General features: G+C 47.5%; 21 protein-coding genes. 15 read left to right on the top strand and 6 right to left on the bottom strand.

What is annotated here, in order from left to right; translation table 11 throughout:
• Positions 1 to 10: 10 nt before the first annotated feature.
• The 6 genes from AC27G9_RS00860 (at position 11) to AC27G9_RS00835 (ending at position 8,287) form a co-directional block, all read left to right on the top strand.
• On the top strand, positions 11 to 1,234 hold the full coding sequence (locus AC27G9_RS00860) for a pyridoxal-phosphate-dependent aminotransferase family protein (protein ID WP_487070053.1): 1,224 nt from the start codon (positions 11 to 13) through the stop codon (positions 1,232 to 1,234).
• Positions 1,231 to 2,472, top strand: coding sequence for an allantoate amidohydrolase (locus AC27G9_RS00855; RefSeq protein WP_487070051.1), 1,242 nt, complete (start codon positions 1,231 to 1,233; stop codon positions 2,470 to 2,472). The genes AC27G9_RS00860 and AC27G9_RS00855 overlap by 4 nt, the downstream gene beginning before the upstream one ends.
• An 8-nt stretch (positions 2,473 to 2,480) precedes the next feature.
• Positions 2,481 to 2,846: a cupin domain-containing protein gene (locus AC27G9_RS00850; RefSeq protein ID WP_487070049.1), complete on the top strand. Its 366-nt coding sequence runs from the start codon at positions 2,481 to 2,483 to the stop codon at positions 2,844 to 2,846.
• Between the two features lie 206 nt (positions 2,847 to 3,052).
• The gene (locus AC27G9_RS00845; RefSeq protein ID WP_487070047.1) at positions 3,053 to 4,423 is read left to right on the top strand and encodes a uracil-xanthine permease family protein; all 1,371 of its coding nucleotides are present in this window, start codon (positions 3,053 to 3,055) and stop codon (positions 4,421 to 4,423) included.
• 261 nt (positions 4,424 to 4,684) lie between these two features.
• Positions 4,685 to 7,126 carry a TonB-dependent siderophore receptor gene (locus AC27G9_RS00840; protein WP_487070045.1) on the top strand — a complete coding sequence of 814 codons (2,442 nt, stop codon included), beginning with the start codon at positions 4,685 to 4,687 and terminating at the stop codon, positions 7,124 to 7,126.
• 84 nt (positions 7,127 to 7,210) lie between these two features.
• A complete protein-coding gene (locus AC27G9_RS00835) occupies positions 7,211 to 8,287 on the top strand; it encodes a purine nucleoside permease (protein WP_487070043.1) in 1,077 nt (358 codons plus the stop codon).
• 59 nt (positions 8,288 to 8,346) lie between these two features.
• Here AC27G9_RS00835 and AC27G9_RS00830 read toward each other — a convergent pair whose 3' ends face one another.
• Positions 8,347 to 9,345, bottom strand: a complete 999-nt coding sequence (locus tag AC27G9_RS00830; protein WP_487070041.1) for an adenosine deaminase — start codon at positions 9,343 to 9,345, stop codon at positions 8,347 to 8,349.
• Between the two features lie 313 nt (positions 9,346 to 9,658).
• Here AC27G9_RS00830 and AC27G9_RS00825 point away from each other — a divergent pair, with 313 nt between their 5' ends.
• A complete protein-coding gene (locus AC27G9_RS00825; RefSeq protein WP_487070039.1) occupies positions 9,659 to 10,984 on the top strand; it encodes an NCS2 family permease in 1,326 nt (441 codons plus the stop codon).
• A gap of 42 nt (positions 10,985 to 11,026) precedes the next feature.
• On the opposite strand, the gene AC27G9_RS00820 is transcribed toward AC27G9_RS00825, so the two are convergent.
• The 3 genes from AC27G9_RS00820 to AC27G9_RS00810 all read right to left on the bottom strand — a co-directional run bounded on the left by AC27G9_RS00820 (position 11,027) and on the right by AC27G9_RS00810 (position 13,397).
• Positions 11,027 to 11,779: a hypothetical protein gene (locus AC27G9_RS00820; protein WP_487070037.1), complete on the bottom strand. Its 753-nt coding sequence runs from the start codon at positions 11,777 to 11,779 to the stop codon at positions 11,027 to 11,029.
• Positions 11,780 to 11,842: 63 nt separating this feature from the next.
• A complete protein-coding gene (gene puuE, locus AC27G9_RS00815; protein ID WP_487070035.1) occupies positions 11,843 to 12,745 on the bottom strand; it encodes an allantoinase PuuE in 903 nt (300 codons plus the stop codon).
• Between the two features lie 4 nt (positions 12,746 to 12,749).
• A complete protein-coding gene (locus AC27G9_RS00810; protein ID WP_487070033.1) occupies positions 12,750 to 13,397 on the bottom strand; it encodes a TetR family transcriptional regulator C-terminal domain-containing protein in 648 nt (215 codons plus the stop codon).
• A gap of 304 nt (positions 13,398 to 13,701) precedes the next feature.
• Between AC27G9_RS00810 and xdhA the strand changes: the two genes are divergently transcribed.
• From xdhA to AC27G9_RS00770, 8 genes are all read left to right on the top strand, one after another.
• The gene (xdhA, locus tag AC27G9_RS00805; protein WP_487070031.1) at positions 13,702 to 15,144 is read left to right on the top strand and encodes a xanthine dehydrogenase small subunit; all 1,443 of its coding nucleotides are present in this window, start codon (positions 13,702 to 13,704) and stop codon (positions 15,142 to 15,144) included.
• The gene (gene xdhB, locus AC27G9_RS00800; RefSeq protein ID WP_487070029.1) at positions 15,137 to 17,467 is read left to right on the top strand and encodes a xanthine dehydrogenase molybdopterin binding subunit; all 2,331 of its coding nucleotides are present in this window, start codon (positions 15,137 to 15,139) and stop codon (positions 17,465 to 17,467) included. Before xdhA ends, xdhB begins: the two co-directional genes overlap by 8 nt.
• Positions 17,464 to 18,288, top strand: a complete 825-nt coding sequence (gene xdhC / locus AC27G9_RS00795; RefSeq protein ID WP_487070027.1) for a xanthine dehydrogenase accessory protein XdhC — start codon at positions 17,464 to 17,466, stop codon at positions 18,286 to 18,288. The genes xdhB and xdhC overlap by 4 nt, the downstream gene beginning before the upstream one ends.
• On the top strand, positions 18,285 to 18,791 hold the full coding sequence (uraD, locus tag AC27G9_RS00790; protein ID WP_487070025.1) for a 2-oxo-4-hydroxy-4-carboxy-5-ureidoimidazoline decarboxylase: 507 nt from the start codon (positions 18,285 to 18,287) through the stop codon (positions 18,789 to 18,791). The genes xdhC and uraD overlap by 4 nt, the downstream gene beginning before the upstream one ends.
• 8 nt (positions 18,792 to 18,799) lie before the next feature.
• On the top strand, positions 18,800 to 19,123 hold the full coding sequence (gene uraH / locus AC27G9_RS00785; RefSeq protein ID WP_487070023.1) for a hydroxyisourate hydrolase: 324 nt from the start codon (positions 18,800 to 18,802) through the stop codon (positions 19,121 to 19,123).
• Entirely contained in the window at positions 19,124 to 20,452 is a 1,329-nt protein-coding gene (gene guaD, locus AC27G9_RS00780) for a guanine deaminase (protein ID WP_487070021.1), read from the top strand.
• Positions 20,439 to 21,662, top strand: coding sequence for a urate hydroxylase PuuD (locus AC27G9_RS00775; protein ID WP_487070019.1), 1,224 nt, complete (start codon positions 20,439 to 20,441; stop codon positions 21,660 to 21,662). Before guaD ends, AC27G9_RS00775 begins: the two co-directional genes overlap by 14 nt.
• A gap of 118 nt (positions 21,663 to 21,780) precedes the next feature.
• Positions 21,781 to 22,083, top strand: coding sequence for a hypothetical protein (locus AC27G9_RS00770; protein ID WP_487070017.1), 303 nt, complete (start codon positions 21,781 to 21,783; stop codon positions 22,081 to 22,083).
• Here the strand turns inward: AC27G9_RS00770 and AC27G9_RS00765 are convergent.
• Positions 22,080 to 23,309 carry a catalase family protein gene (locus AC27G9_RS00765; RefSeq protein ID WP_487070015.1) on the bottom strand — a complete coding sequence of 410 codons (1,230 nt, stop codon included), beginning with the start codon at positions 23,307 to 23,309 and terminating at the stop codon, positions 22,080 to 22,082. The genes AC27G9_RS00770 and AC27G9_RS00765 overlap by 4 nt on opposite strands.
• A 2-nt stretch (positions 23,310 to 23,311) precedes the next feature.
• A complete protein-coding gene (locus AC27G9_RS00760) occupies positions 23,312 to 25,390 on the bottom strand; it encodes a di-heme-cytochrome C peroxidase (protein WP_487070013.1) in 2,079 nt (692 codons plus the stop codon).
• Positions 25,391 to 25,394: the final 4 nt, after the last annotated feature.

Raw genomic sequence — 25,394 nt, 5'->3', positions numbered from 1 at the left:
GAAATTCGCAATGAAAGTATTATCACCACCTCCTCGCTTATTGATGGGTCCAGGCCCAATCAACTGTTATCCAAGAGTACTCACTGCGATGTCAACTCAACTGGTCGGCCAATACGACCCAGTGATGACTGGCTATATGAATGAGACCATGGCGCTGTATCGCGATGTGTTTCGCACGCAAAACCAACAAACCTTTTTGATTGATGGTACATCACGTGCGGGGATTGAAGCCGTGCTGGTGTCTGCTATAGAACCCGGAGACAAGGTGTTAGTACCGGTCTTTGGCCGATTTGGACACTTGCTGACTGAGATTGCCCAGCGTTGTGATGCAGAAGTACACACCATTGAAGTACCATGGGGTGAAGTGTTCCAGCCTGAACAGATCGAAGAAGCTATCAAACGGGTTCAGCCTAAAATGTTAGCGGTAGTACAAGGTGACACATCTACCACCATGCTTCAGCCTCTCGAACATTTAGGTGCCATCTGTCGTGAACACGGTGTGCTATTTTACAGCGACGCGACGGCTTCAATTGGTGGAAACCCCTTCGAAACAGACAAATGGCAACTTGACGCTGTGTCTGTTGGCCTTCAGAAATGCCTCGGCGGACCGTCAGGTAGCGCGCCGGTTACGCTGAGCCAACGCTATGTCGATATGGTAAATAAACGTCGCCACGTTGAAGCGGGTATACGCAGTGAACACCACCAAGATGGCCAATCTTCACGCATTCGCTCCAACTACTTCGACTTACCTATGATCATGGATTACTGGGGTGAAGAGCGTCTAAATCACCACACTGAAGCAGCCTCTATGCTTTATTGTGCTCGAGAGTGTGCGATCAATTTGCTAGAGGAAGGCATTGACGACACCATTCGTCGCCACAAATTAGCTGGAGACGCTATGCTCGCAGGGGTAAAAGCATTGAACCTTCAGCCTTTTGGCGACCTTGCGCACAAAATGAATAATGTGGTGGGTGTATACATTCCTGACGTGGTGGATGGCGAGGCTATTCGAAGTCAAATGTTGCACGATTTCAATATCGAAATCGGCACGAGTTTTGGCCCTCTTCAAGGCAAAATCTGGCGTATTGGAACCATGGGTTATAACGCTCGACCCGATGCGGTGTACAACACGCTGCAATCTTTGGAAACCGTGCTTCGCCGCGCAGGTCACAAGCTAGCGCCGGGAGAAGGTGTGGATGCCGCGTTTGATGTTTACGGTGCAGCGCGTAAATGAGTCAATTCAAGGCACTAGCTGAACAGGTAATGGCTCGATGTGATGAATTGGGTGCGATTAGCCAACACCCCAATCATGTAGACAGACGCTACCTGACAGCAGAACACAAAAAAGCCAATGCACTTGTCGCGTCTTGGATGGAACAAGCCAACATGATGACATGGCAAGACGGCGCAGGAAACCTGTGGGGTCGCTATGAGAGCAAGGCCAAAGATGCCAAGCGCTTACTGATAGGTAGCCATTTAGATACGGTACCAAACGGTGGAAAATACGATGGCATGCTGGGTGTCATTGCGCCAATCGCAATGGTGCAACACTTTGCAAAAACAGGCGCTGAGTTTCCTTTTCACATCGATATAGTCGGATTCGGCGATGAAGAAGGTACTCGATTTGGCTCAACATTGCTGGGAAGCCGGGCACTGGTCGGCAACTGGCCACAAGAATGGGCTGACCTGACGGATGTCGACGGTATATCACTTCGACAAGCTCTTGCTGAATTTGGTTTGGAGTTTGAAGCTGTAAATGACAGCAAAGTCGATGCTGCAAGCGTACATGCCTATGTAGAGCTACACATAGAACAGGGGCCTGTGCTTGAGCAGCGCGATCTCGCCGTTGGTGTTGTCAGTGCCATAGCTGGGGCAAAACGCTTTGCATTTACTGTCACAGGATTTGCTGGGCACGCGGGAACGGTGCCGATGGGTTTGCGACAAGATGCGTTGGCAGGTGCCAGTGAGATGATTCTTGCCGTAGAGCAAATTGCCGCCAACAGTGGCGTTGTGGCGACGGTCGGTAAAATCGATAACCGTCCTAACGGTGTGAATGTCATTTCAGGTAAAACCCAATTCAGTCTCGATATTCGCAGCGACAATGACAACCTAAGAGATACAACGCTTACAGAGATTATCAGCGCGTTTGAGCAAATCGCCCAGCGCCGTAATCTACAGGTTAACTATGAACAAACCCACAGCGCACCGGCTGTAGTCTGTTCAAATCACCTACAAGAACAGCTAACAGCGGCCGTTGAACATTGCCAAGGGCATTCATTAACCCTGTTGTCTGGCGCGGGTCATGATGCAATGGCCATTGCCGACATATGCCCTGTCGCCATGTTGTTTACTCGTTGCGAAAAAGGCATAAGCCATCACCCCGGTGAAGCAATTACGTCGAAAGATGTGGATATTAGCCTCGCTACACTTCACCACTTTGTTAGCCAATTTCAACCACCAGAGCAGGTTTAGGAGAAACCATGTTAATCAAACGAATTTACAATGATGACGCCGGTAAAAGCCATTTTGGTGAAATCGACATCCCTTTAGCAGATGGTGGCCCCATCGGACTGCTGTCCGAAAAGTTTCCTGCTGGCTCCGTCATATTCCGCGAGACACCTGCTGATTATGACTTCAAATGGCACCCCGCCCCAGCCCGACAGTTACTATTCATTCTCAAAGGCAGGGCTGAGTTTAAAGTTTCATCCGGTGAGCGTCAGGTATTTGGTGCCGGTGACGTTCTGTTGCTAGAGGACACTGAAGGGGAAGGACATTGTAGCAAAGCGCTTTACAATGAAGTGCGCCATTCCATTTTCGTTACCTTACCTGAAGGGTTAACTCTCTAGACCGCTTGGGGGTGGCAACATCCCCTCCTCTCTCGCACCACTTAAGTGCATAATGCAGCCCATCGGCGCAAGTCGATTCGTAACCGGATAACCCTTCACGTCAAAAGTCGAGGAATCTCGCTCTTCACGCTCTCACTCACAAAAACTGACTAATTGGTCAGCAAATTGCTTTATTGGTGACATATCCCGTTCAAATTGGAAATGTCATGCAAAGCTCAAACAGTGATTTGCTTTATTCTCTCGATGATAAACCACCAATACGCCAAACTATAGTTGTCGCCTTTCAGCACATACTCGCAAGTTTCGTCGGTATTGTTACACCAACACTTATCATAGGCTCAGCATTGGGCTTAGATAACGAAATGCCTCACTTGATCAGTATGGCACTGTTGGCCTCAGGTATCGGCACATTTATTCAAAGTCGTCGATTCGGTCCCGTTGGCAGTGGTTTGTTGACGGTGCAAGGGACTAGCTTCGCGTTCATTGGCGCTTTACTCATAGCCGGAGCTTCGGTCAAAAGCCAAGGAGGTAGCAATGCTGACATTATGGCCATGATGCTCGGAATCAGTATGGCGGGTGCGCTTGTTGAGGTAATACTCAGCGTCTTTATTCATCGGTTCAAAACAATCATTACGCCTTTAACCACAGGTATAGTCATCACTGCCATTGGCTTGTCTCTCATCAAGGTGGGAATGACAGATTTAGCTGGGGGCTTCGGTGCCGACAACTTTGGCGCGCCCTCCGAGCTCTTGTTGGGGCTAGTTGTGGTTCTCGTCATCGTTTTTCTCAATGCGTCACCGCTTCCCTTAGCACGTTTATCTGCCATATTTGTTGGGATTGCGGTTGGTGCCATTATCGCGGGGATGCAAGGGCAATTGTCGATTGCCAGTGCAACGACACTGCCAGCGTTTTCTCTTCCACATCCCTTTAAATATGGGATTGCATTTGATTGGGGCCTGTTTTTGCCCGTCGCGTTTATTTACTTTTTTAGCGCGATTGAAACGGCAGGCGATCTCACGGCTAACAGTCTGTTTTGTCGCCTACCTGTCAGCGGGGATAGCTACTTGCAGCGTATCAAGAGAGGTATTCTTGCCGATGGTATCAATTCTGTCATCGCCACCAGTCTCAACAGTTTCCCCAATACCACTTTCGGTCAGAACAATGGCGTGATCCAACTAACCGGTGTCGCCAGTCGACGGGTGGGCATTGCCGTAGGTTGCCTACTCATGCTTTTGGGCCTCTTCCCCGTGATAGGAGGCGTTCTACAGGCTTTGCCAAAACCGATTATCGGCGGCGCTACGCTCATCATGTTTGCCATGGTAGCAGTAGGTGGTTTAAAGCTGCTTACTCAAAACCCACTTACCCGAAGAGACTCTCTAATTGTCGCCAGTGCACTGGGCGCTGGCGTCGGTGTGATGATGGTACCAAGCGCCTTACAAGGCCTCCCTCAATGGTCTCAGTACGCGTTATCTTCACCGGTCACGACATCGGGATTAGTCGCGGTTTTACTCACTTTAACCTTGCCTGGAAAACGGCATAAAAGAACGACGTTAAAGACTGAAAAGGAATATTCATAAACTTCTGCTACGCTGAGATATTCATGGTGCACCAAGCCCCATATTGGTGCATCAAATTTTAGGTAAAGGAAAACCTTTACATTTAATTAACTCCAATATTTTACAGTGAAATTAAAAACCATATAAAACAACAACTTAAAAAGAGCGCATTTCTTGACCATTTGGACAACAACTGGCATTGAATGTGCAAAGTAGGTTTGTTGCACAAAATGAGTAAGCTCGAACAACGAGCAATAAAACGATAAAAGTCAGAGGAAACGCATGAAACACACACATTTCACACGCTCTCCACTTGCACGCGCTGTCGCATTGAGTTGCGCAGTATTGATGCCAACAGTAGCGCTGGCACAAGAAGCGGAAGAAGCGGATGTAGAACGCATTGAAGTAAAAGGCTCGTTGGGCAGTCTTCCGGGTCAAGACGTTGAAGCCGTATTTGGTTTTGGCAAGTCGATACTTGAAACGCCACGCTCGGCGTCGACGATTTCTGACGCACAAATGGAGCGTTTTAACGTTACTGATATCGATGAGCTAGTTGCCTTCGCTCCTGGTACATTTACTCAGTCTTTCTTTGGTGTTGCTGGTTCATTGGACGTACGTGGTACACCGGGCGAAGTGTATTTCCGTGGTGTAAGACGTCTAGATAACCCAGGTAACTACCCTACGCCAATCGGCGCGTCTAGCCGAATCGATATCGTTCGCGGCCCGGCGTCACCTATTTATGGTCCGTCGAAAATCGGTGGCTACCTAAACTTTAACCCCAAATCAGCTCGTGCCTCTTCTGGTCAATATCTAGAAGCGCCAACCGGAGCATTATCATATACCACAGGCTCATGGGATAAGAGCGTGCTTACAGCGGAAGTAGGCGGCCCAACATCCATTGGTGGTAAAGAAATGGGCTACTACTTGTACGGTGAAGTAGAAAACTCTGATAGCTATTATGAGAATACGCAAACTGACCAAACCGTATTGCAAGCATCATTTAACGTTGATATCTCTGATGAACTGCGCTTAGAGTTCGGCGGAATGTATCACGATTACGACGGTAACCAGGTTGCGGGTTGGAACCGTTTGACTCAAGATCTTATCGACAATGGTACTTATATTACGGGTAGTCCAACGTCACTAGATACCGATGGTGATGGCTCTATCTCTCACCAAGAATACGACGCAGTTGCGCACCTGATTAACCCATTTATCTTTACACCCGCTGTGCCGTTAAATACTGTTGGTCCTGATTTCTTTGCGCCAGAAATGGGCTTGGTTAATCCAGGAACTGCGCAATTAAATGGCTCTCAGGTACTTGTTGCTCCTGATGATACGCTTCAAAACGAAGTTATCACGCTCTACTTTGATGCGATTTACTATTCAGACAACTGGGAAATCAAAAACCAGTTGTTCTATGAAGCGTATGAAAACCTCAACGAAAATGCGTACGGTTTCTCACAGTTCCACGACAGCTGGGTAATCGAAGACAAGTTGGTTTTCGCTACGGAATATGAATCTGACAGTATGTTAGCCCAGTTCCAAATCTCGCCTTCAATTCGTTACACAGATTTTGACCACGGCGATGATTTCAACAACGAATACTTTGACCGTCGTGACCTGACAGGCCCATCTACTGCCCTAGATCGTCGTTTGTTAGCAACTCGCATCAACGACGATTACACCACTTATAGTCGTGGTAATTACCTCGACTTGGGCTTTGGTGTAATGACCGATATCACTTGGGATTGGGGTTTGAACCTAGTATTGGGTGCACGTTATGACACCATTGATATTGAAAGTGAGACTCCGGGAGACTTAATCCTAGTCCGTACTCGTGTGTTCGACGACCCAGACGCAGGCCCAATTCCTGACTCGTATGCGGAAGATACGGTTGATGGGGTATCATGGAATGCCAGTATCTCTTATAAAACTGAAATTGGTTTCATTCCTTACATCACCATTGCTGAACAAGCGACACTAGTCGCAGGCCAAGGTGCTGAAATTTCAGTGGATCAGGTCGAGGAAGACGGTGCCTTCGATACCTCTGAATTGTTCGAATACGGTGTGAAAGGTTCATTCCTTGATGATTCACTTTACTTTGCGTTGTCTATTTACGACCAAGAACGTACTGACTTTAATGCACAGGCAATTGTGACTAACGCAACGACGAAAAACGAAGGTGTTGAACTTGAGTTACGTTGGGTAGTTAACGAAAACCTAGTATTGTCAGCAGGTTACTCGAAGACTGAAGTGAAAAACTTGACGACGGTTGACGGTGGTAACCAGTTTGGTTTCTTTGGTGCTGAAGACTTACCATTAATCACTGACCCGTCTATTTTATACGGTGGCTCAGCGATCGGTCTCAACCTTGCTGGTGAAGGTACGTCTAACCCAGAAGGCCTGAAAGCGGGTATTCCTGAAAACATTTACACACTTACTGCGACCTATGACTTCCAGAATGGTTATGCAGCAAACGTCAGTGTTGTTGATGTTGATGAAGTATCATCTGGCTTCTCTGGCGCTGTGACGCTGCCAGCTTACACACTGGTCAACGCGGGCTTGGCTTATGAAGCCGATGATTGGTCAGTTAACGTAACAGTGAAGAACCTAACTGATGAACGTTACTTCCGTGCAAACTTCCCTGACTTGTTTGGTAGCCAAATTGTGCTACCAGAGCTACCACGTCATTGGAATGCAACGTTTAACTACAAATTCTAAGTGCTTCTCCGCTTAGTTCAAAGGGTAAATCAGGTATGCTGATTTACCCTTTTTTTATTAGCGACGCCTAAACGAGGGAACATCATGACAAAATTAGTCATCACCATTTTTTTCGCTCTGCTACTCGCCGGCTGTGGCAGCAAAGAACAATCGACAACGCCAATACCGATAAAAGTTGTTGTCGTCACCATGTTTGAAATCGGTGACGACCAAGGAGACAAGCCCGGTGAATTTCAACTGTGGAAGCAAGGCCAGAATCTATACCAGCGCTACGACTATGCTGCGGGCTTTCACGATTTCTATCTCAACCCGGAGACTGGCGTCCTTGGCATGGTCACTGGTATGGGTAACACCCGAGCATCTGCTGCAATTATGGGATTGGGTTTAGATCCAAGATTCGACTTGACCAAAGCGTATTGGTTGGTAGCAGGCATTAGTGGTATCGACCCGGCTGATGGCAGTATTGGCTCAGCGGTATGGGCAGACTATTTAGTCGACGGTGATATTGCCCACCAAATCGACGGGAGGGAAATTCCCAAAGATTGGCCGACGGGGTATTTTCCACTGTTTGCAGACGCGCCCTACCCCAGCAGCGATGAATCTGTCCTGTCTAGTTCAAACAATGGAGAAGTGTTCGCTCTGAATAAAGCGCTGAGCGATTGGGCCTACGAGCTAACTAAGTCAATCACCATATTGGATACCGAACCGATGCAGGCATTGCGAGGTTTGTACACCGACCATCCTAAAGCCATGCAGCCGCCCCGCGTCATGAAAGGTGATCAGTTGGCTGCATCGACATTTTGGCACGGTAAACTATTTAACCAATGGGCCAATGAGTGGACCGATTATTGGACTGATGGCAAAGGGAATTTCGTCACTTCCGCGATGGAAGATACCGGTACCTATCAGGCTTTATCATACCTTACGAAAGCGGGTAAAGCGGATAAAAATCGCTTAATGGTTTTACGCACTGCGAGTAACTTTACAATGCAACCCCCAGGCTTAACTGCTGCCCAAAACCTAGCATCAGAGAGTTCAGGTGCGGGGTATGCTGGTATGATGCCATCCATTCAGGCGGCGTATGATGTCGGTAGTACGGTCGTAGAGGAATTGGTTGAAAACTGGGCTCAATACGAATCAACGACCCCAGTAAAAGAGTAACACTCTTCCCTACGCTTTGCTCTGCACACAATGAGCGCCGCGTAGGGAGAATGTCGAACCTAGAAAGTGTCGATAATATCTATCCACTTTTGTTTTTCTGACAGCGATAAAAAGCTCGCCGCGAAACTATTTTTAGCCAGTTGTTTAAGCTGAGTTTCGTTCATGCCCAGCGCTTGTTCTAACGCGTGGAAGTTATCGTTCATATACCCGCCAAAATAGCTGGGATCGTCCGAATTAACCGTTGCAGTCACACCAGCATCAAGCAAACTCAGTATATTGTGTTGAGCCATATCATCGACCACACATAACTTCAAATTACTCAACGGACAAACCGTTAACGGCATCTTGGTTTCAATAAGCCGTGACATCAACGTAGGGTCTTCGGCACTTCGCACACCATGGTCAATGCGATCGACCTTTAACACATCTAGCGCAGACCAAATGTATTCTGGCGGCCCCTCTTCTCCGGCATGAGCAACACACTTGAAGCCCAATGCCCGAGAGCGCTCAAACACCCGAGCAAATTTTTCTGGTGGATTCCCCACCTCCGAACTGTCTAGACCAACCGCAGTGATATGGCTGTAGTAGTTTTCTGCCTGTTCTAGTGTCTGCAGTGCATCGTCTTCAGATAGATGACGCAAATAAGACATAATCAGATAAACACTAATACCCAGTTCTTCTTTTGCCCGCGCTATCGCTTTGATAAACCCGGGCATAAACACATCAAATCCAACACCTCTGTGAGTATGGGTTTGCGGGTCAAACATAATCTCTGTATGAACCACGTTGTCTTCTTTACAACGCAGTAAATAGGCCCACATCAGGGCAAAAAAGTCGTCTTCATCACGAAGCACATCAGCACCTTGGTAATACAGATCTAAAAAACTCTGCAAATCACTGAACTGATAGGCTTGTGCAATTGCATCTACGCTGTCATATGGCAGGGCAATCTGATGCTTTTGCGCTAGGTCCCACATCATTTGAGGCTCTAGCGTTCCCTCAATGTGTAGATGCAACTCTACTTTTGGCAATGCTGCAATAAGCGCTTGTACCGTCATTTGTTATCTCTCCCACAGGATTGCACCACTTTGATACTAACGCACAACTTTAGTGCACTACAATGAAAGGAAACTTGCGAAAACCTGTGCAAATTCAACTAATCATGTTTATATACTGGTGCGAAGCAATGGAATACTGCTTGCTTTGTTGTACCCGCATTGCCTTAATCGGCGCGGCGATAACATACAATAGCGATAACAATAATAGGTTTGAACAAAAATATACAGCAATTTTTGACTATTTGGTCAACTTTTTGCTTCTAGTTTGGCAAACCACGCGTACAAAACGCCAATTTTGAGAGACCAAATATCAGTGTCACTAGTAGAAAAAATATTTAAATTACAAGAACATGGAACGAGTTTTAAAACAGAGATCATCGCTGGATTAACGACTTTTGCAGCCATGTCCTACATTCTAGTAGTCAACCCGGGAATTCTCGGCCTCAGCGGCATGCCAGTTGAGGGCCTCATCACAGTTACTGCGCTAGCTGCCTGTCTGGGAACGCTATTGATGGCAGCGTTTACCAATTACCCCATTGCTTTGGCGCCGGGCATGGGCCTCAATGCCTTTTTTGCATTTACTATTTGCATGACAAGGGAAGTGCCTTGGGAAGCCGCGCTCGGTATTGTGTTTTGGAACGGTATCTTGTTTTTGATACTCACGCTGACTGGCGTTAGAAAGAAAATTGCCGAAGCAATCCCCCATGCGCTAAAAATTGGCGTGCAATGCGGTATTGGCCTGTTCATCGCTTTTATTGGTTTGAAGAACGCTGGGCTAATCGTTGATCATCCTGCTACATTTGTTACCTTAGGTGACTTGTCCGACCCAGCAGTACTATTGGCGTTTGCAGGCATCATTTTTACTATCATTCTGGTCATGAAAAATGTCACGGGCGGTATTTTAATCTCCATCGCTTTGTTGACCCTCATTGGTGCCTTTGTGCCAACCGAGTCGGGTTATTTGACGGCGACACCCGACGCTATTGTCGGCATGCCTGAACCTATTTCAGACACTTTCTTTGCGATGGATATCTGGTACCCCATCAACAATTTCGGTGAAACATGGGACCTGATATTCGCCCTTATGTTCGTCAACATGTTTGATACTATCGGTACTCTGATTGGCGTTTCTCGTAAAGCAAACTTATTAGACGAAGATGGCAAGCTGCCAAAAATGGGCAGTGCTATGACAGCCGATGCCGCAGCCAGTGTTGTCGGAGCGGGTCTGGGTACGTCTCCCGTAACCAGCTATGTTGAATCAGCTGCAGGCGTGTCATCGGGCGGCCGTACGGGTTTGACAGCCGTAGTAGTCGCACTGTGCTTTTTACTTGCCTTGTTCCTTACTCCCTTAATGAAAGTCATTCCTTTGATGGCAACAACACCTGCATTGATTATGGTCGGTATTTTGATGATGGATTCGATTCGTCAAATAGACTTCGATGATTTGGGTGCGCTGGCCACAGCCGTGGTTGCTTTGTTAGCAATGCCGCTGACGTTCAGCATCAGTGAAGGCATTGCATTGGGTTTTATCACTTACGTTGGCATCATGCTGGGTACGGGAAGGCACAAACAAGTGAGTGTTATTACCTATTTGATGGCGTTAGTGTTTATTTTAAGGTACGTGTTTGATTTAAAGTAAGCACCTCTTCGTGCCATTGACCTCAATGGCGCGAGGCATTGTCTACTGATTTAGTTCCAAAGAGTGAACAGTAATGGGTGCGGCGGCAGATGGCTTTTGCAAGATAACTGAATAGCTTGCGCCAAGTCCATTACCTGACCCCAGATGGCAGGAATCAGAGCGGTTTACACGATATCCTTGAATCAACAAATCAGCTGCGCCATCATGGTTAAAATCGGTCACTAGACTAAGCTTCATGGTAAAGTTATCAGTCACCACCCCGCATTCGTAAGTGGTTTCAGCTAAAGTCACATCGATATCATGGTTCTTTGTCGATCTAACATTATTCAGCACGTCTTTGAGTAGCTTACCCTCAACCCAAGTTTTATGGATTTGTTTGGCCAGCTCGTAACCCTCGTCACTGTATATGCCACCTGACATAGGGATAAGCTCTGCAGGTATTGCCCACCACCAATTACCGCTCGTTAAATCAAAAAAATTGACTTTGGGCGCAGAAGTTTGCTCAATCAATGCAAGCTCGGCACAAGCTTTCGCAAAACGCATTTCCATAGCCATATCATAAGTCGAGTTACCAAAACAGGCTTTGGACTTTAGCGCTTTAAACTCTCTACAGTTTCGATAAGGCTGACGCTTTGCTGTGTCGGGTAACTCCTCGCAATACAACATGGCACCTTGATAGTTAAAATCAAATAGTGCTTCTTTATATTCATCTACGGTGATATCAATCTGAGGTAACGCGGTCTCAAGGCTGTTGTTTAAAGTTGCTGCCGCTAAAATGCTCAATACCAGTTTCATCAATGTCCTTTTAAAATTTGACAACACGCAAAAGAGCGATGGCGCGGTGCTTTACCGAAACGATCAAGCGGGATAATGTGCTTTCCAGTGCTCGGCGATTGCCTCGCGAGTGCAGCACCAAACGCGATCATGCTGTTGTACATATTCGATGAACCTTTGTAAGGCCATCATGCGAGCAGGTCGGCCTATGATGCGGCAGTGTAACCCAATGGATAACATTTTGGGTTGAGATTCGCCTTCGGCGTAAAGTACGTCAAAGGCGTCTTTCAAGTACTGAAAAAATTGCTCTCCACTGTTAAACCCTTGTGGCGTCGCGAACCGCATATCATTGGTATCCAAGGTATATGGCACCATCAACAAGGGTTTATCGTAATGACGGTCGTAATATGGCAAGTCGTCGGCATAGGAATCTGCACAGTACAAAATGTCATCGCGCTCAGCGATAAGCTTCAACGTGTTCGGGCTCGTTCGCCCCGTATACCAGCCTTTGGGTTTACTCCCTGTCAGTGACTCATGCAAATTAATTGAGTCCTCAATCAACTGACGTTCTTGTTCAATACTCATATCTTGGTAGTGAATCCAGCGCATGGCATGAGATGCCATTTCCCAATCGGCGTCGAGCATGGCTTTTACTGCTTCAGGATGACGTTGCATTGCCATCGTCACGCCGAAAACGGTGACAGGAATATTGTATTTGGTGAAGAGTCGATGCAAACGCCAGAAACCAGCGCGACTACCGTACTCATATATCGACTCCATACTTAAGTGGCGATCGGCATAGGCTTGGGCACCAATAATTTCAGACAAGAAAATTTCGGAATGCTCATCACCATGTAGTACGCAGTTTTCTCCGCCCTCTTCGTAATTGAGCACAAACTGTACAGCAATTTTAGCCTTGCCAGGCCATTTGGGATCTGGGGGCGTAGCACCGTAACCTACTAGGTCCCGGGGGTAAGTCGTTGTCATAAAACTAATTGCCTTTATACTTTTCTGGAATACTCAAACCACAGCCGCCCAAAATCAATTGAACGAGATTTCGCGTCGCCTCGGCAAAGTCTTGCTTCAACATTTTACTGCCCCGCAGGTTCGTAATTTGTGCTGAAAAATCGGCGTAGTGCTGGGTACAAGCCCATATGTGGTACAACAGATACTCCGCAGACATCGCATGCATTTTACCTTGTTCAATCCAGCCTTCGATTACTGCCACGCGGCCACGCATCCACTCGCCGTGCTCTTCTCTGAAATAATCGGTGACGTTGGTCGCGCCGTTGAGAATTTCCATCGCGAACACTTTTGACGCATAGGGGTTTGAACGTGAAATCTCCATTTTTTCTGCGATGTATTCAGCCAGCACAATAGCGGGGTCATCTTCAACTGTCGCCTTGTCGAAAGCAGAATTCCACGTATCCAAAATTTGTTGAAGCACCGCCATGTACAATTCTTGCTTAGTTTTGAAGTAGTACAGTACATTGGTCTTCGGCAACCCTGCACGATCAGCAATTTGTTGAACTGACGTCCCTTTTAGGCCATTTTGTGCGAATGCTTTTTCCGCCGCACTGAGAATCAGCACTTTATTTTTGGCGCCTATACTCGCATCCATAGCTCGAATTTTCGACATTTGAGTTGCTTGTCCTTTGATTACTTTGATTACCCGTATTTTCTGACCATCTAGTCTGCCACAAGCGAGTGCCAGAACAAACCGTCTATTGTATGAATTTGCACAAATATTGCTTGATGTAGTTTTCAGCGCACCTAGTCTACACTCCTTTACGTGCAAGACTTAGAACGCAATGAACATACCAAAACGTCATTGGTGTGTTTTTTTAAAACTAAAAATCTGACCAATTGGTCTACTTTTTTAAACAAAAGCCATATATAGTATGTGGTCAAAGCGATTCTGATGATATTTTTTGGAGTACAACATGATCCGGTTTCTACTGAATGAAGAGCTCGTTACCATAGAGCGCGAAAACGCGGACACAACAGTACTGAATTATTTGCGTGAAAAACGCGATATGCAAGGCACCAAAGAAGGGTGCGCAGCGGGCGATTGTGGTGCATGTACGGTAGTACTTGCCGAAACCAACGACGATACTCAATCACTGAACTACCGTTCTGTGAACAGTTGTGTCACATTTTTGTCGGCATTGGACGGCAAACAGCTGATAACGGTTGAGCACCTCAAGCAAGGCAACAAACTGCACCCTGTGCAACAATCCATGGTAGACCATCACGGTTCACAATGCGGTTTTTGTACTCCTGGCTTTATCATGTCTATGTTCGCGCTATACCAGCAAGATACGGAAGTAGACAGAAACAAAGTACTTTCTGCATTGTCTGGTAACCTTTGTCGGTGCACAGGTTACAGACCTATCATAGACGCCACGCTCGCGGTATGCGGAGAAACCGCCAATGACCAATTTACAGCAAACGCTGAGCGAACCATAGAGACCCTCAAATCCATTGCCAGTGACGAACAAGCTGGCGTTGATGGACTTTATATTCCGAAAAACCGGTCTCAGTTAGCTCAACTAGTCGCGGCACACCCTGACGCACGGCTGGTTGCAGGTAGCACTGATCTAGCGCTAGAAACAACACAACAATTGAATCCGTTAACCAAAATGATCAGCCTGACGCAAGTTAAGGAGCTCAAGCGGGTCGACGTCAGCGACACCCATGTGACAATTGGAGCCGCATGTCCGCTAAACGACATCACAGACGTATTGTTAGACCATTTCCCCGCTCTCTCAGAGATTGTTGAGCGGTTTGCCTCTTTGCCTATACGCAACCAAGCCACACTGGGCGGTAATGTTGCCAATGCCAGTCCTATCGGCGATATGCCTCCAGTACTTTTGGCTCTCGAAGCGTCAGTTATACTGGACAATGGGCAACGCACTCGTCAAGTTGAACTCTCAGAGTTTTTCACGGGTTATCGACAAACACTGTTGAGTGAAGATGAATGGATAGACGCGATTGTCATTCCGAAACTCGCCGCCAACGAAACTGTCAAGGCATACAAAATTTCTAAGCGACACGAAGACGACATTTCGGCGGTATGCGCAGTGTTTAAAATAGCACTTAATGATGGTGTGATTGATGGGATATCGACTGGCTTCGGCGGTGTCGCAGCAACGCCTGTGAGGTGTCAATCGCTGAGCGATACACTTGTTGGCAAGGCTTGGCAGCAATCCAGTGTAATGAATGCGGGCAAAACGCAACTCGAGCAAGCCTTTTCGCCTATTGATGATGTCAGAGCCAGTGCAGCCTATCGCAAACAGGTTTTAGGCAATTTATGGCATCGTTTTTGGCTCGAAACCAACAGTGCTCAGCAAGCAATAGCAACGAGAGTAATCAGCCATGCGTAAACTCATTGACCAACCCAATGTTGTGCCTTCCACGCAAGGCGTTCACACCAGTAAAAAACACGAAAGCGCGCCGCGTCAGGTAGCCGGTAGTGCAAGATATGTTGACGATATTCCAGAGCCAGCGAATATTACCTATGCTGCCGTCGGCGTGAGTCAAGTCGCGCGGGGGAGTATCAAGAGCATCGATTTATCGGCGGTAAAAAATGCACCGGGCGTGATTGACGTTATCACCGCCCAAGACGTACCGGGCCACATCGATATTGGTCCAGTATTCAAAGGGGATCCCGTGCTAGCTGACGGCGAAATAAAGTTTCATGGCCAACCTATATTCGCCGTATTGGCTGACAGTGTGACCCATGCTAGGCAGGCAGCGAAACTGGGTAATATCGACATTGCTCCTATGCCTGCCATCCTTGATGTAGAAACCGCTGCAGCGCAAAACTACACAGTACGTCCCCCTCATCAAATGGCTTTGGGCAATGCCGATGAAGCCATGGATAAGGCATCAAACACCGTCAGTGGCACTTTGTCTGTTGGCGGCCAAGAGCACGTTTATTTGGAAGGCCAAGTCTCTTTAGCTATACCGGAAGAAGAAGACCGCATGCACGTTTACACGTCTAGCCAACACCCTAGCGAAGTGCAAAAACTGGTTGCGGAAGTACTCGACGTCAAACTGCATAAAGTCGTTATTGACATGCGTCGCATGGGCGGAGGCTTTGGTGGCAAAGAGACTCAGGCAGCGCAATGGGCCTGTATCGCGGCGTTACTCGCCTCTCGCGCTGGTCGCGCTGTAAAACTGCGCCTTCCTCGTCAGCAAGACATGATAGCGACAGGTAAACGTCATCCATTTGAAAACCAGTTCGAAGTGGGATTTGATGACAATGGTAAAATCACAGCCGCCAAAATACGGGTCAATGGCAACTGCGGCCACTCGCCCGACTTGTCTGATGCGATTGTCGACCGAGCAATGTTCCATTCCGACAATAGCTACTCGTTAGGACAAGCAAAAATTGATGGTGCGCGCCTCAGAACTGACATGGTATCCCACACTGCATATCGAGGATTTGGCGGTCCGCAAGGTATGATTATGGCTGAAGCGATGATCGATGCTATTGCGAGGTCAACAAAACAAGATCCTTTGACAGTTCGCAAACTTAATTTCTACGGTAAAGGCAACGGTACCACTACTCCATATGGTATGGAGGTTGAACACGAGGTGATTCACGAGCTTGTTTCACAATTAGAGCAATCCAGTGACTACTGGGCTCGTCGCGAAGCCATCTCTGCCTTTAATAAAACCAGTCCAATTATCAAGAAAGGATTAGCCTTAACGCCTGTGAAATTCGGTATATCTTTTACCGCCAAGCATTTGAATCAAGCAGGCGCACTGGTTCATGTCTATACCGATGGTAGTATTCAAGCTAACCACGGTGGCACCGAGATGGGACAAGGTCTTCACACTAAAATAGCGCAGATAGTGGCTAACGAGTTTGGTGTGGATACTGACGACGTAGAAGTGACATCAACGCGCACCGACAAGGTCCCCAACACGTCACCTACTGCCGCCTCAAGTGGTACCGATCTCAATGGTAAGGCCGCACAGAATGCGTGCATTACCATTAAGCAGCGTCTCGCAGCGTTTTATGCGCAGAGCCACGATGGCAATGCGGATGATGTCGTATTTTCTGACAACCAAGTGACATTAGGCGAACATACCACAAGCTTTACCGCTTTGGTGCAAGATGCTTATATGGCAAGGGTGTCACTGTCTTCCAGTGGTTTTTATAAAACACCTAAAATTCATTATGATCGCAGCACAGGAAAAGGACGCCCATTCTTTTACTTTGCTTACGGGGCGTCAGTTAGCGAAGTCAGCGTAGACACGCTGACGGGAGAATATCACGTTGACCGTGTTGACGTTTTGCACGACGTTGGAAAAAGCCTCAACCCGGCAATAGACAAAGGCCAGATTGAAGGTGGATTTATCCAAGGCATGGGTTGGCTGACCACAGAAGAATTGCTGTGGGACAAAGCTGGGAAGTTATCAAGTAATAACTTAGCCACCTATAAAATTCCCGCCATTGGCGACACGCCTGAGGTATTTAACGTCGATTTGTTTGACAGGCCAAATGAAGAAGACAGCATTTACCATTCAAAGGCCGTTGGTGAACCGCCATTCATGTTAGCAATTTCGGTTTGGAGTGCGATAAAAGATGCAGTTTCAAGCTTATCTGACTATACAATTGACCCGCAGATAGACACACCTGCGACGCCAGAGAAGGTATTGCGAGCGGTGACTGCGATGCGCGAGGACCAACCATGAGACCGACGACTTGGTTTGATGCCCTCCACCGATGCCAACACTTAGGCCAGTCTTACGCGATAGTCACAGTAATGACAACCGCGGGCTCCACGCCTCGTGATGCGGGCACGAAAATGATAGTCACAGGTGACAGCCAGTACGATACTATCGGCGGCGGACATCTAGAGTATCAAGCTATTGCTAAGGCACGAGAATTACTCGCGAAGGGTGAGCAGGTTCAACATATTGAGTCATACCCTTTGTCCAGTAAACTCGGCCAATGTTGTGGCGGAGCAATGAAAGTGTTCATCGAAGTCAATGTGACTCACACCCAAACCCTAGCGGTTTTTGGTGGCGGACACGTCGCCCAGGCTTTGGTCCCTATTTTAGCCCAGTTGCCACTGCAAATACGCTGGATAGATAGCCGCAGTGAATGTTTTGATGAAGTGCCAACGCCCGACAATGTGGAATGTGTTATTGATGACGATCCGGTCGCGGAGATGGCGGATTTACCACAAGGCAGTTGGGCCGTCATCCTGACCCACAACCACCAGTTAGATTACGAATTAGTCGAATGTGCACTGAAGAAAAACCATTGTGAATTCCTCGGCATGATTGGCTCAGAAACCAAAGCCAAACGCTTTCGAACACGCCTAGCGAGTCGCGATTTTGATGAACAACAAATTGCACAGATGGTGAGTCCCATAGGCGAGCTTTCCGTACCGGGTAAGCGCCCTATCGAAGTCGCCGTTGCTATCAGTGCTCAGATTATTCAAAAACTCAATTCTCAGGGTATTACGCGCCCTGTGATCAACAAAAAATTGTCGAGCGAAGTACAATGACATTAACTGAATTAAACTATTTCAAACACAACGAAGCCGTTGATTGGTTTATGCAAACCTGCACATCGTCTAAGTGGTGTGATGCCATGGCACAGGCCCGTCCATTCAATAGCGTCGAGCAAGTCAAAGCCACCGCGGAAAACATCTGGTCGCAGATGGATGAAGACGATATTTTAGAGGCGTTCAAAGGCCACCCTATGATTGGCGACATCAGTAGTCTGCGTGAAAAATACGCTAACACAAAAGCCCTTGCTGCGAATGAACAAAGCGGCGCTTCCGTGGCGTCTGATGAGGTTTTACACGCGCTCAAGCAAAGTAATATCGACTATTTGGAAAAGCACGGCTTTATTTTCATCATCTGTGCAACAGGTTTGTCCGCACAAACAATGTTAGCGGCACTGGAAACCAGATTACCCAATACTACCGAACAAGAACTCGCCACTGCGGCAGGTGAACAAATTAAGATTACTCTTCTCAGAATTGAGAAAGGCCTGAGCGAATAGGAAAAATGATGAATAGCTTATCAAGCCATGTTCTAGATACCACTTCAGGTAAGCCTGCAAGCGGCATTAAAATTACGTTAACCACGCCTCAGGGTCAAAGTTTTGAAGGCATTACCGACGATGATGGCCGCTGCCGAGACTGGGGTAACATTGACTTTTCTGCTGGGGTTTATTCTGTTCGCTTCCATTGCCAAGCGTACTTATTGGCGCATCACCAAGCCAGTTTTTACCCACACGTCGATATTGCGTTCGAAATGACAGAAAACGGCGGTCATTATCACGTACCTTTGTTGATTTCACCATTTGGCTTTAGTAGCTACAGAGGCAGTTAAGTGACACAGTCTACACCAGTGGCGCAGCTGTATCGCGCCAGCATTGCACACTTTCCGCAGTGCTCTGATTCACCTCGAGACGCCCTCTCCTATTTTGTGGATGGCGCTTTGGTCGTATTCGGTGAGAACATTGAAGCAGTTGGCGATTACGCAGATTTAAAACCTCGCTTTAGCCATGCTCAAGAGCACGATTTTCGCGGCAAGCTGCTTATTCCGGGCCTGATTGATAGTCACGTACACTTCCCTCAAACAGAGATGATCGCCTGTTATGGTGAACAGCTGTTGAGCTGGTTGGAGAATTATACCTTTCCTACCGAGAAACGTTTCAAACAACAAGATTACAGCGACAAAATCGCGCGCTTGTTTATCGACCAGTTATTGAAGAATGGGACAACATCTGCCTTTGCCTTCTCAAGCGTACACAAGAGTGCGTGCGAAAGTTTATTCAATGTCGCATCCGCTCACAACATGGCGATAGTAGCGGGTAAAGTCTGTATGGACCGAAACTGCCCTGATGACTTGAGCGATACGGCAATAACGGCTCAACGTGACACCGCTGATTTAATTGATAAGTGGCACGGCAAAGGCAGAAATTTGTACGCCATCACGCCGCGATTCGCACCAACGAGCACTGAGGCCCAGATGGCCGCTCTTGGCGAGTTAGCACAACAATATCAAGATGTGTTTATTCAAACGCATTTGTCGGAAAACAAAGACGAAATTGAGTGGGTCAAATCACTTTATCCTCAGCACAAAGGCTATCTGGACGTGTATGACCATTACAACATGGTCAGAGAGCGCTCCGTTTATGGCCATTGTATTCACTTGACTAACGATGAATGGGCTCGCATGGGCGAATCCGGCGCTACCGCAGCGTTTTGTCCAACCTCTAATCTGTTCTTGGGCAGTGGGTTGTTCGACAACGACAAGGCTAAGCAAAATGGCGTCAAGGTGGCACTAGCCAGTGACGTTGGTGCAGGTACCAGTTTCAATTTGCTTCGCACTTACGGTGAAGCCTATAAAATAAGTCAACTCAGAGGCGCACCGATAGACGCCATAGAGGGATTCTATATGATGACGCAAGGTGCAGCCGCTGCTCATGGGCTCACACATACCATCGGCAATTTAAATCCGGGCTCTCATGCCGACTTTGTTCTACTCACGCCTCAGTTTGACGCGTTGAGTTCACTTCGTATCGCAAACGATGCACCAGTAGACGATGTACTTTTTGCATTGAGTATGCTCGGTGATGATCGTGCAATTGCCGCGACTTACGTTGCTGGCAAGCAATATATAACTATTCAGGAGAATTACGATGCCTTGGCTTGATTGGCTATCATTGTTCGTTCGTTGGTTTCACGTTATCGCTGGCGTTGCTTGGATTGGCGCCTCATTTTACTTTATTTGGTTGGACAACAACCTGCGGACACCGCCCCAATGGAAACAGGACAAAGGGATTAAAGGTGACCTATGGGCAATTCATGGCGGTGGCTTTTACGAAGTTGCCAAATATGCCTATGGGCCAGAACAGATGCCTGAAAAGCTTCACTGGTTCAAATGGGAAGCTTACACAACTTGGTTAAGCGGCTTTGCCCTATTAGTGATCGTTTACTACTTTGGTGCGTCTGTGTATTTAATTGACCCCAGTGTAATGGCACTTACACCACTGCAAGCAATTGGTCTTGGGTTGGCATTTATCTTTGGTGGCTTGGCTATTTATGAAATCGCCTGTCGCAGTCGTTTAGGCCAATATCCTGTGGTATTCGCCATCTGCTTGGTGGGCTTTATTACGCTCGCGTGCTACCTAGCAACGCAATGGTTTAGTGGGCGCGGTGCATACATTCATGTCGGGGCGTTGATTGGTACCATCATGGCCGGCAATGTCTTTTTTAATATCATGCCCAATCAGCGAAAAATGGTAGCTGCCGTTGCGAATAAACAGGATATTGACCCTGCGTGGGGCGCTGGTGCGAAGTTACGTTCAGTGCACAATAACTACTTCACATTGCCCCTATTGTTCATCATGATCAGTAATCATTATCCCATGACGTATCAGCACGAACAAAACTGGCTTGTCTTAGTTTTGATCATTGGTATCTCCGCGTGGATTCGCCACTTTTTCAACCTAAAACACCTAGGTATTGTAAAACCCGGCATTCTCATTTCAGGTGCCGCAGCGATGTTTGCAATGGCACTGTGGGTATCATGGCCAGCTTCAACACCAGAGAACAACCAGGCCAGCAACGCAGTTAAACAGTCCGAAAATAGTGTTGAGCCAAAAGTGGTTATCTCTGACGAGCAAGTGGCAAGTATCGTGAAAACCCACTGTACAGGTTGTCATTCGGCAACCCCTACCGACAGTATATTTGTTGTCGCCCCTGCGGGCGTCATGTTCGATACATGGGAGCAAATTGACAGGCTGTCACCGCGTATTGTTCATCGAGCCGCGGTCACAAAAGATATGCCTCTACTCAATAAGACCAACATGACCGACCAAGAGCGCCAACAATTGGCCGATTGGTATGCCGCAAGGCAATAGACTGTACTAAGGTGCTGTTTTCTTATTGAACACAGCACCTTACTATTGACCAAATTCACCTCCCACCTTGGCAAAAAGCATTGTAAACCATCGATCATTTTCGGGTTTATGAGTATGCTTGGGTAAGAGACGTCGCAAGGATGCGATACGCGCCACTCTTATTGCGCCAAGAGCAAACGGTATACAAGGAAGGAACGCGGTTTTGGAGACACACTATCTCATAGCAACAATGATAGCCTTTTCATTGTTTATGGTGGGCGCAACCTACTGGTTGGGTAAGCGCAAAACGCGAATGCCAATCACAGTTGCGATAATCGGTTTAATCACATCCATCATGCCGCCAATTGCCCTAATGTATCTTGTGATTCTCGTTTTCCGTGCGCCCGTAGATCTTACTTCTGACCCCAAATCCCAACGCTAGTGAGAGTCTTTTGTCATTTTTTTGTATTGAGAATCAAACTGTAGCGGCGTATCTGCTCTTTTCGTATTACTGCGGATCGCGTCAGACAAATCACATGAATTTCCTGTCAAACACCAACTAGTCGGCTGGCTGACCGAAGCGTCATTTTGTCTGTGTCGATATTGCGATACCGCGTGATATACCAAGCGACGTGAGCGATTCAGACTGCCAATCGGCTCCCATGCTCCTACACCGTGCCAAGGGTTCATTGACAGGTCTTCACAAAACTGTTGTTGTGCCTCACTGGTAAAGTGTTGTGGCGGGATATTAATGGTTGCGATGGGCACAAAGGGTGAATCCTGTTCTTTCCAGATTACAGTGGCATCGTCAATTGGCATATAAAATCCAGGCTTCTGCTCCTGTACCATGAATTGGAAACAGCCCGCCCCCTTGTCTAGGGTGTTTGCCATCGCTTCTGTCAAATAGTCGAAATCCTTGGTGTTGGCATTGTTATCAAATGTCATTCCTTCACAGGCTTTGGCTGAAAACTTCAGCACGGTATCACCAAGTGTATACGGCAGCATCGAATAATATTGGGGTGTGAGTGGGTTACTAATTTTGGCTGATACGGTTTGAATTGCTCGATAAAACTGTTTTGGATGTAACCTAGGCGGCCATAGGCTGATAAACCAGCGGGTTCTTTTCAATTGGGCCAGATAGCGCATGTCTTCTACATAATCGTAGACGTTGCGATGAAAAAACGCTGCCATATTCGTCATGATAAAATCTTGGGTACCCGTTTTGCCTAATTCGGGGGCAATTGGCTGTCCTTCAACGCCCACAAGCTTAACGGCCATCCCTCTTGCATCGGGCTTACTGTCGGCTTGCACTGTCATGTCGCCGTTGGAAAAGCGTATCCAAGCCTCGTAGGCTTTGCCTGGCGTTGCAAAGACACTGTGCTGCAAGTACTCGGGAATATCAGGATTAACGGTAAAAGTCGCCCTTACACATCCCGTTGCCTTGGCGTGTGCGTCACGACGATATGGCAAGCCATTGACCTTTTCTGCCGCTTTGGAAATCTCCCGACCATACTCCATGGCCTTTTGGATCGCTTGCAGTTCGCGGTCAGAGATCTCCATTCCCAGTTTGTCTATCGTTTGTTCTGCAAGCGCATTGCCAACGTTTAACCAAGTGCTGCCGAGTATAAGTGCAATAGCACAGGCACGGGATGATTTCGCAATATTCACATCTATTCTCCTTGAATCACATTGGCCGCAGCATGACGTAAATGCGAATTGTCACAGCTTTTAGTATGCCAATCCGTTACAGGAGGAGGAGTATGTTTCGACCAGTCTTGTGGGTCACCTCCCAAACGCTCGCTATAGTCTGGATTTCCCATCACTTTGAGGTATTCCATCAACGCAAATTTCTCGACTTCGGAAAACAAAGGACCGATACGACCTGGCATATCTACATCTGTAAACAAATGGCCAGTATTGTGATTGCCAGCGATACTCGTATCGTGTTTGAAACTGCCCGCACTTGGCGTATGTACATAGCCTAAATGAACCGGGTCATACTCGCGGTTTCCGACATGAAACGTCTTAGGCCGCATGCGCAGTGGTGACAACATATGATAAACCGTTGGCACCGAACCGTTGTGTAAAAATGGAGGCGTAGCCCAGACACCGTGTAATGGGCGAGATTTATAAGCTCGTTGGTTGGTGATTCGAAATGGGATATTCAAACCATCGAAATCCGCAACTCGGTCACCGTCGATTCCCCAACGTTGATAAGTTGCAGGCACAAGTTCGTTGAGCAATAGTTGTAAACCGTTTCCGGCATTCACTGGTTTTGCGCCGGGTACTAACTTACTGGGATCATACCGGTTGTCCATATAATTGTTAGCCAATTTAGGGTCGGTACCGATGTCTTCGACCTTGAGCCAAGGTACAGACCAAATCACGCTGCGCCAATCTTGTCGGTAGGCATTCGCCCCCTCTTTGGTAACATCGCCAGCCATATCCCACTGCCAATTACTGTCGTTCTGCCCGGCCACGGTAGGGTCGGATTGGGTTGCAAGTGGCCAAGCGTACGATTCACTGTAGTGTGGGCCATGGCAATGCTGACAGTGATGAGCAAACAAGTCTTTACCCGCGACGGCTTTATCTATGTCTATTTCGCCGAGAATATTTGCTGGCCATTTGGGTGGTTCTAATTCACGTATCAGGCCTTCTGCACAATGTAAGCCATCAATATCAACAAGAGATTGCCCTAGTTCATCACCGGTGAGTCGCTTACCTTGGTCATCCACAAGCTTGATGGGTGCCAACACGCCCAATGCTTCCCCCATGTTTCTGGCCATAGGTTGATTAGTAAACCCTGTGTACTGTACCCAGTCGAAGCGCCAGATATCCCACAAGAATGGATAGCTTGCGGGCGCATCTGCCACTTTGTAGTTATTGGGTTCATCGAGATCATAACCAAAGACGATGTTGCCGATACGACCGACAGCATCCGTTCGTCCTCTGCCCTCTTCAACCGGATAGTATTTGCTTGCACCGGCGGTTCCAACAAAGTGCTTTAATCGCTTTGCATAAGCCCACAGATCTGCTTTCAACGCTTTTCTTGCGTCTTTGTCATGCCCCACTAAGCGGTTAGCAAACCTATCCCATTTGTTGGGATTAAGCAGCGTTTCAAAAACGCTAGCGCCCAGTGTGGTAATGAATTCACCGCGCTTCGCATTGGCAATACTTTGAACCGCTTGTCCACCGTCAACGCGCATGGCCACACCGTTATAATGTAACTCTCCTGTGTGGCAAGTTGCACAACCGATATCCAACATCTCTTTACCGCTTATCGGGTCGAGATGCCGCCCCAATCCAACGGGTAAATTACCCGGGTTAATCTCACTTGCTCGCTGCCCTGGATTAACGATGAACCCCCAGCCACGCATGTTTTCGGGGGACGTCAACAGATCGTGAGACAGTGGCAGTTCTAAATTCACAAACCAGTCATATTCCAAACCGAATAACTCGGTGCCCTGTGGCGTGAAGTAAAAACTCTGCCGTTGCTTTTCTGTCCAGCCCTCGTTTAAGTAGGTTAACGAGTGAATTTGCTCTTGCGTCAAATTTGGAGCGAGTAACGCTTTTAAGCCAACAAACCCCGCTATAAGGACGCCAACTGTGGCGACAGTCCATCGCAGCCAAACCGGACCTAAGGCTCGCCACAAACCGAATAGCGCGATGACGATGCCTTTAATCCAGCGCCACAAACCGCGAAGCCAGTAAATAGGATTGAGCCTTCTTAGCCATCTTTTTATTTTCATTTTT

The sequence above is a fragment of the Alteromonas sp. 5NS40-0096 genome, assembly GCF_057544385.1.
Note: the sequence above shows the minus strand (reverse complement) of the source record. Positions and strands in the feature narration are given on the sequence as shown.

Bases quoted from the DNA above. Each gene is read 5' to 3' on its own strand.
- AC27G9_RS00810 (WP_487070033.1), bottom strand. From the start codon at position 13,397: ATGTCGAAAATTCGAGCTATGGATGCGAGTATAGGCGCCAAAAATAAA.
- AC27G9_RS00850 (WP_487070049.1), top strand. From the start codon at position 2,481: ATGTTAATCAAACGAATTTACAATGATGACGCCGGTAAAAGCCATTTT.
- AC27G9_RS00830 (WP_487070041.1), bottom strand. From the start codon at position 9,345: ATGACGGTACAAGCGCTTATTGCAGCATTGCCAAAAGTAGAGTTGCAT.
- uraH (WP_487070023.1), top strand. From the start codon at position 18,800: ATGAATAGCTTATCAAGCCATGTTCTAGATACCACTTCAGGTAAGCCT.
- AC27G9_RS00820 (WP_487070037.1), bottom strand. From the start codon at position 11,779: ATGAAACTGGTATTGAGCATTTTAGCGGCAGCAACTTTAAACAACAGC.
- AC27G9_RS00760 (WP_487070013.1), bottom strand. From the start codon at position 25,390: ATGAAAATAAAAAGATGGCTAAGAAGGCTCAATCCTATTTACTGGCTT.
- xdhB (WP_487070029.1), top strand. From the start codon at position 15,137: ATGCGTAAACTCATTGACCAACCCAATGTTGTGCCTTCCACGCAAGGC.
- xdhC (WP_487070027.1), top strand. From the start codon at position 17,464: ATGAGACCGACGACTTGGTTTGATGCCCTCCACCGATGCCAACACTTA.
- AC27G9_RS00835 (WP_487070043.1), top strand. From the start codon at position 7,211: ATGACAAAATTAGTCATCACCATTTTTTTCGCTCTGCTACTCGCCGGC.
- uraD (WP_487070025.1), top strand. From the start codon at position 18,285: ATGACATTAACTGAATTAAACTATTTCAAACACAACGAAGCCGTTGAT.
- AC27G9_RS00845 (WP_487070047.1), top strand. From the start codon at position 3,053: ATGCAAAGCTCAAACAGTGATTTGCTTTATTCTCTCGATGATAAACCA.
- AC27G9_RS00775 (WP_487070019.1), top strand. From the start codon at position 20,439: ATGCCTTGGCTTGATTGGCTATCATTGTTCGTTCGTTGGTTTCACGTT.
- AC27G9_RS00860 (WP_487070053.1), top strand. From the start codon at position 11: ATGAAAGTATTATCACCACCTCCTCGCTTATTGATGGGTCCAGGCCCA.
- AC27G9_RS00840 (WP_487070045.1), top strand. From the start codon at position 4,685: ATGAAACACACACATTTCACACGCTCTCCACTTGCACGCGCTGTCGCA.
- xdhA (WP_487070031.1), top strand. From the start codon at position 13,702: ATGATCCGGTTTCTACTGAATGAAGAGCTCGTTACCATAGAGCGCGAA.
- AC27G9_RS00855 (WP_487070051.1), top strand. From the start codon at position 1,231: ATGAGTCAATTCAAGGCACTAGCTGAACAGGTAATGGCTCGATGTGAT.
- puuE (WP_487070035.1), bottom strand. From the start codon at position 12,745: ATGACAACGACTTACCCCCGGGACCTAGTAGGTTACGGTGCTACGCCC.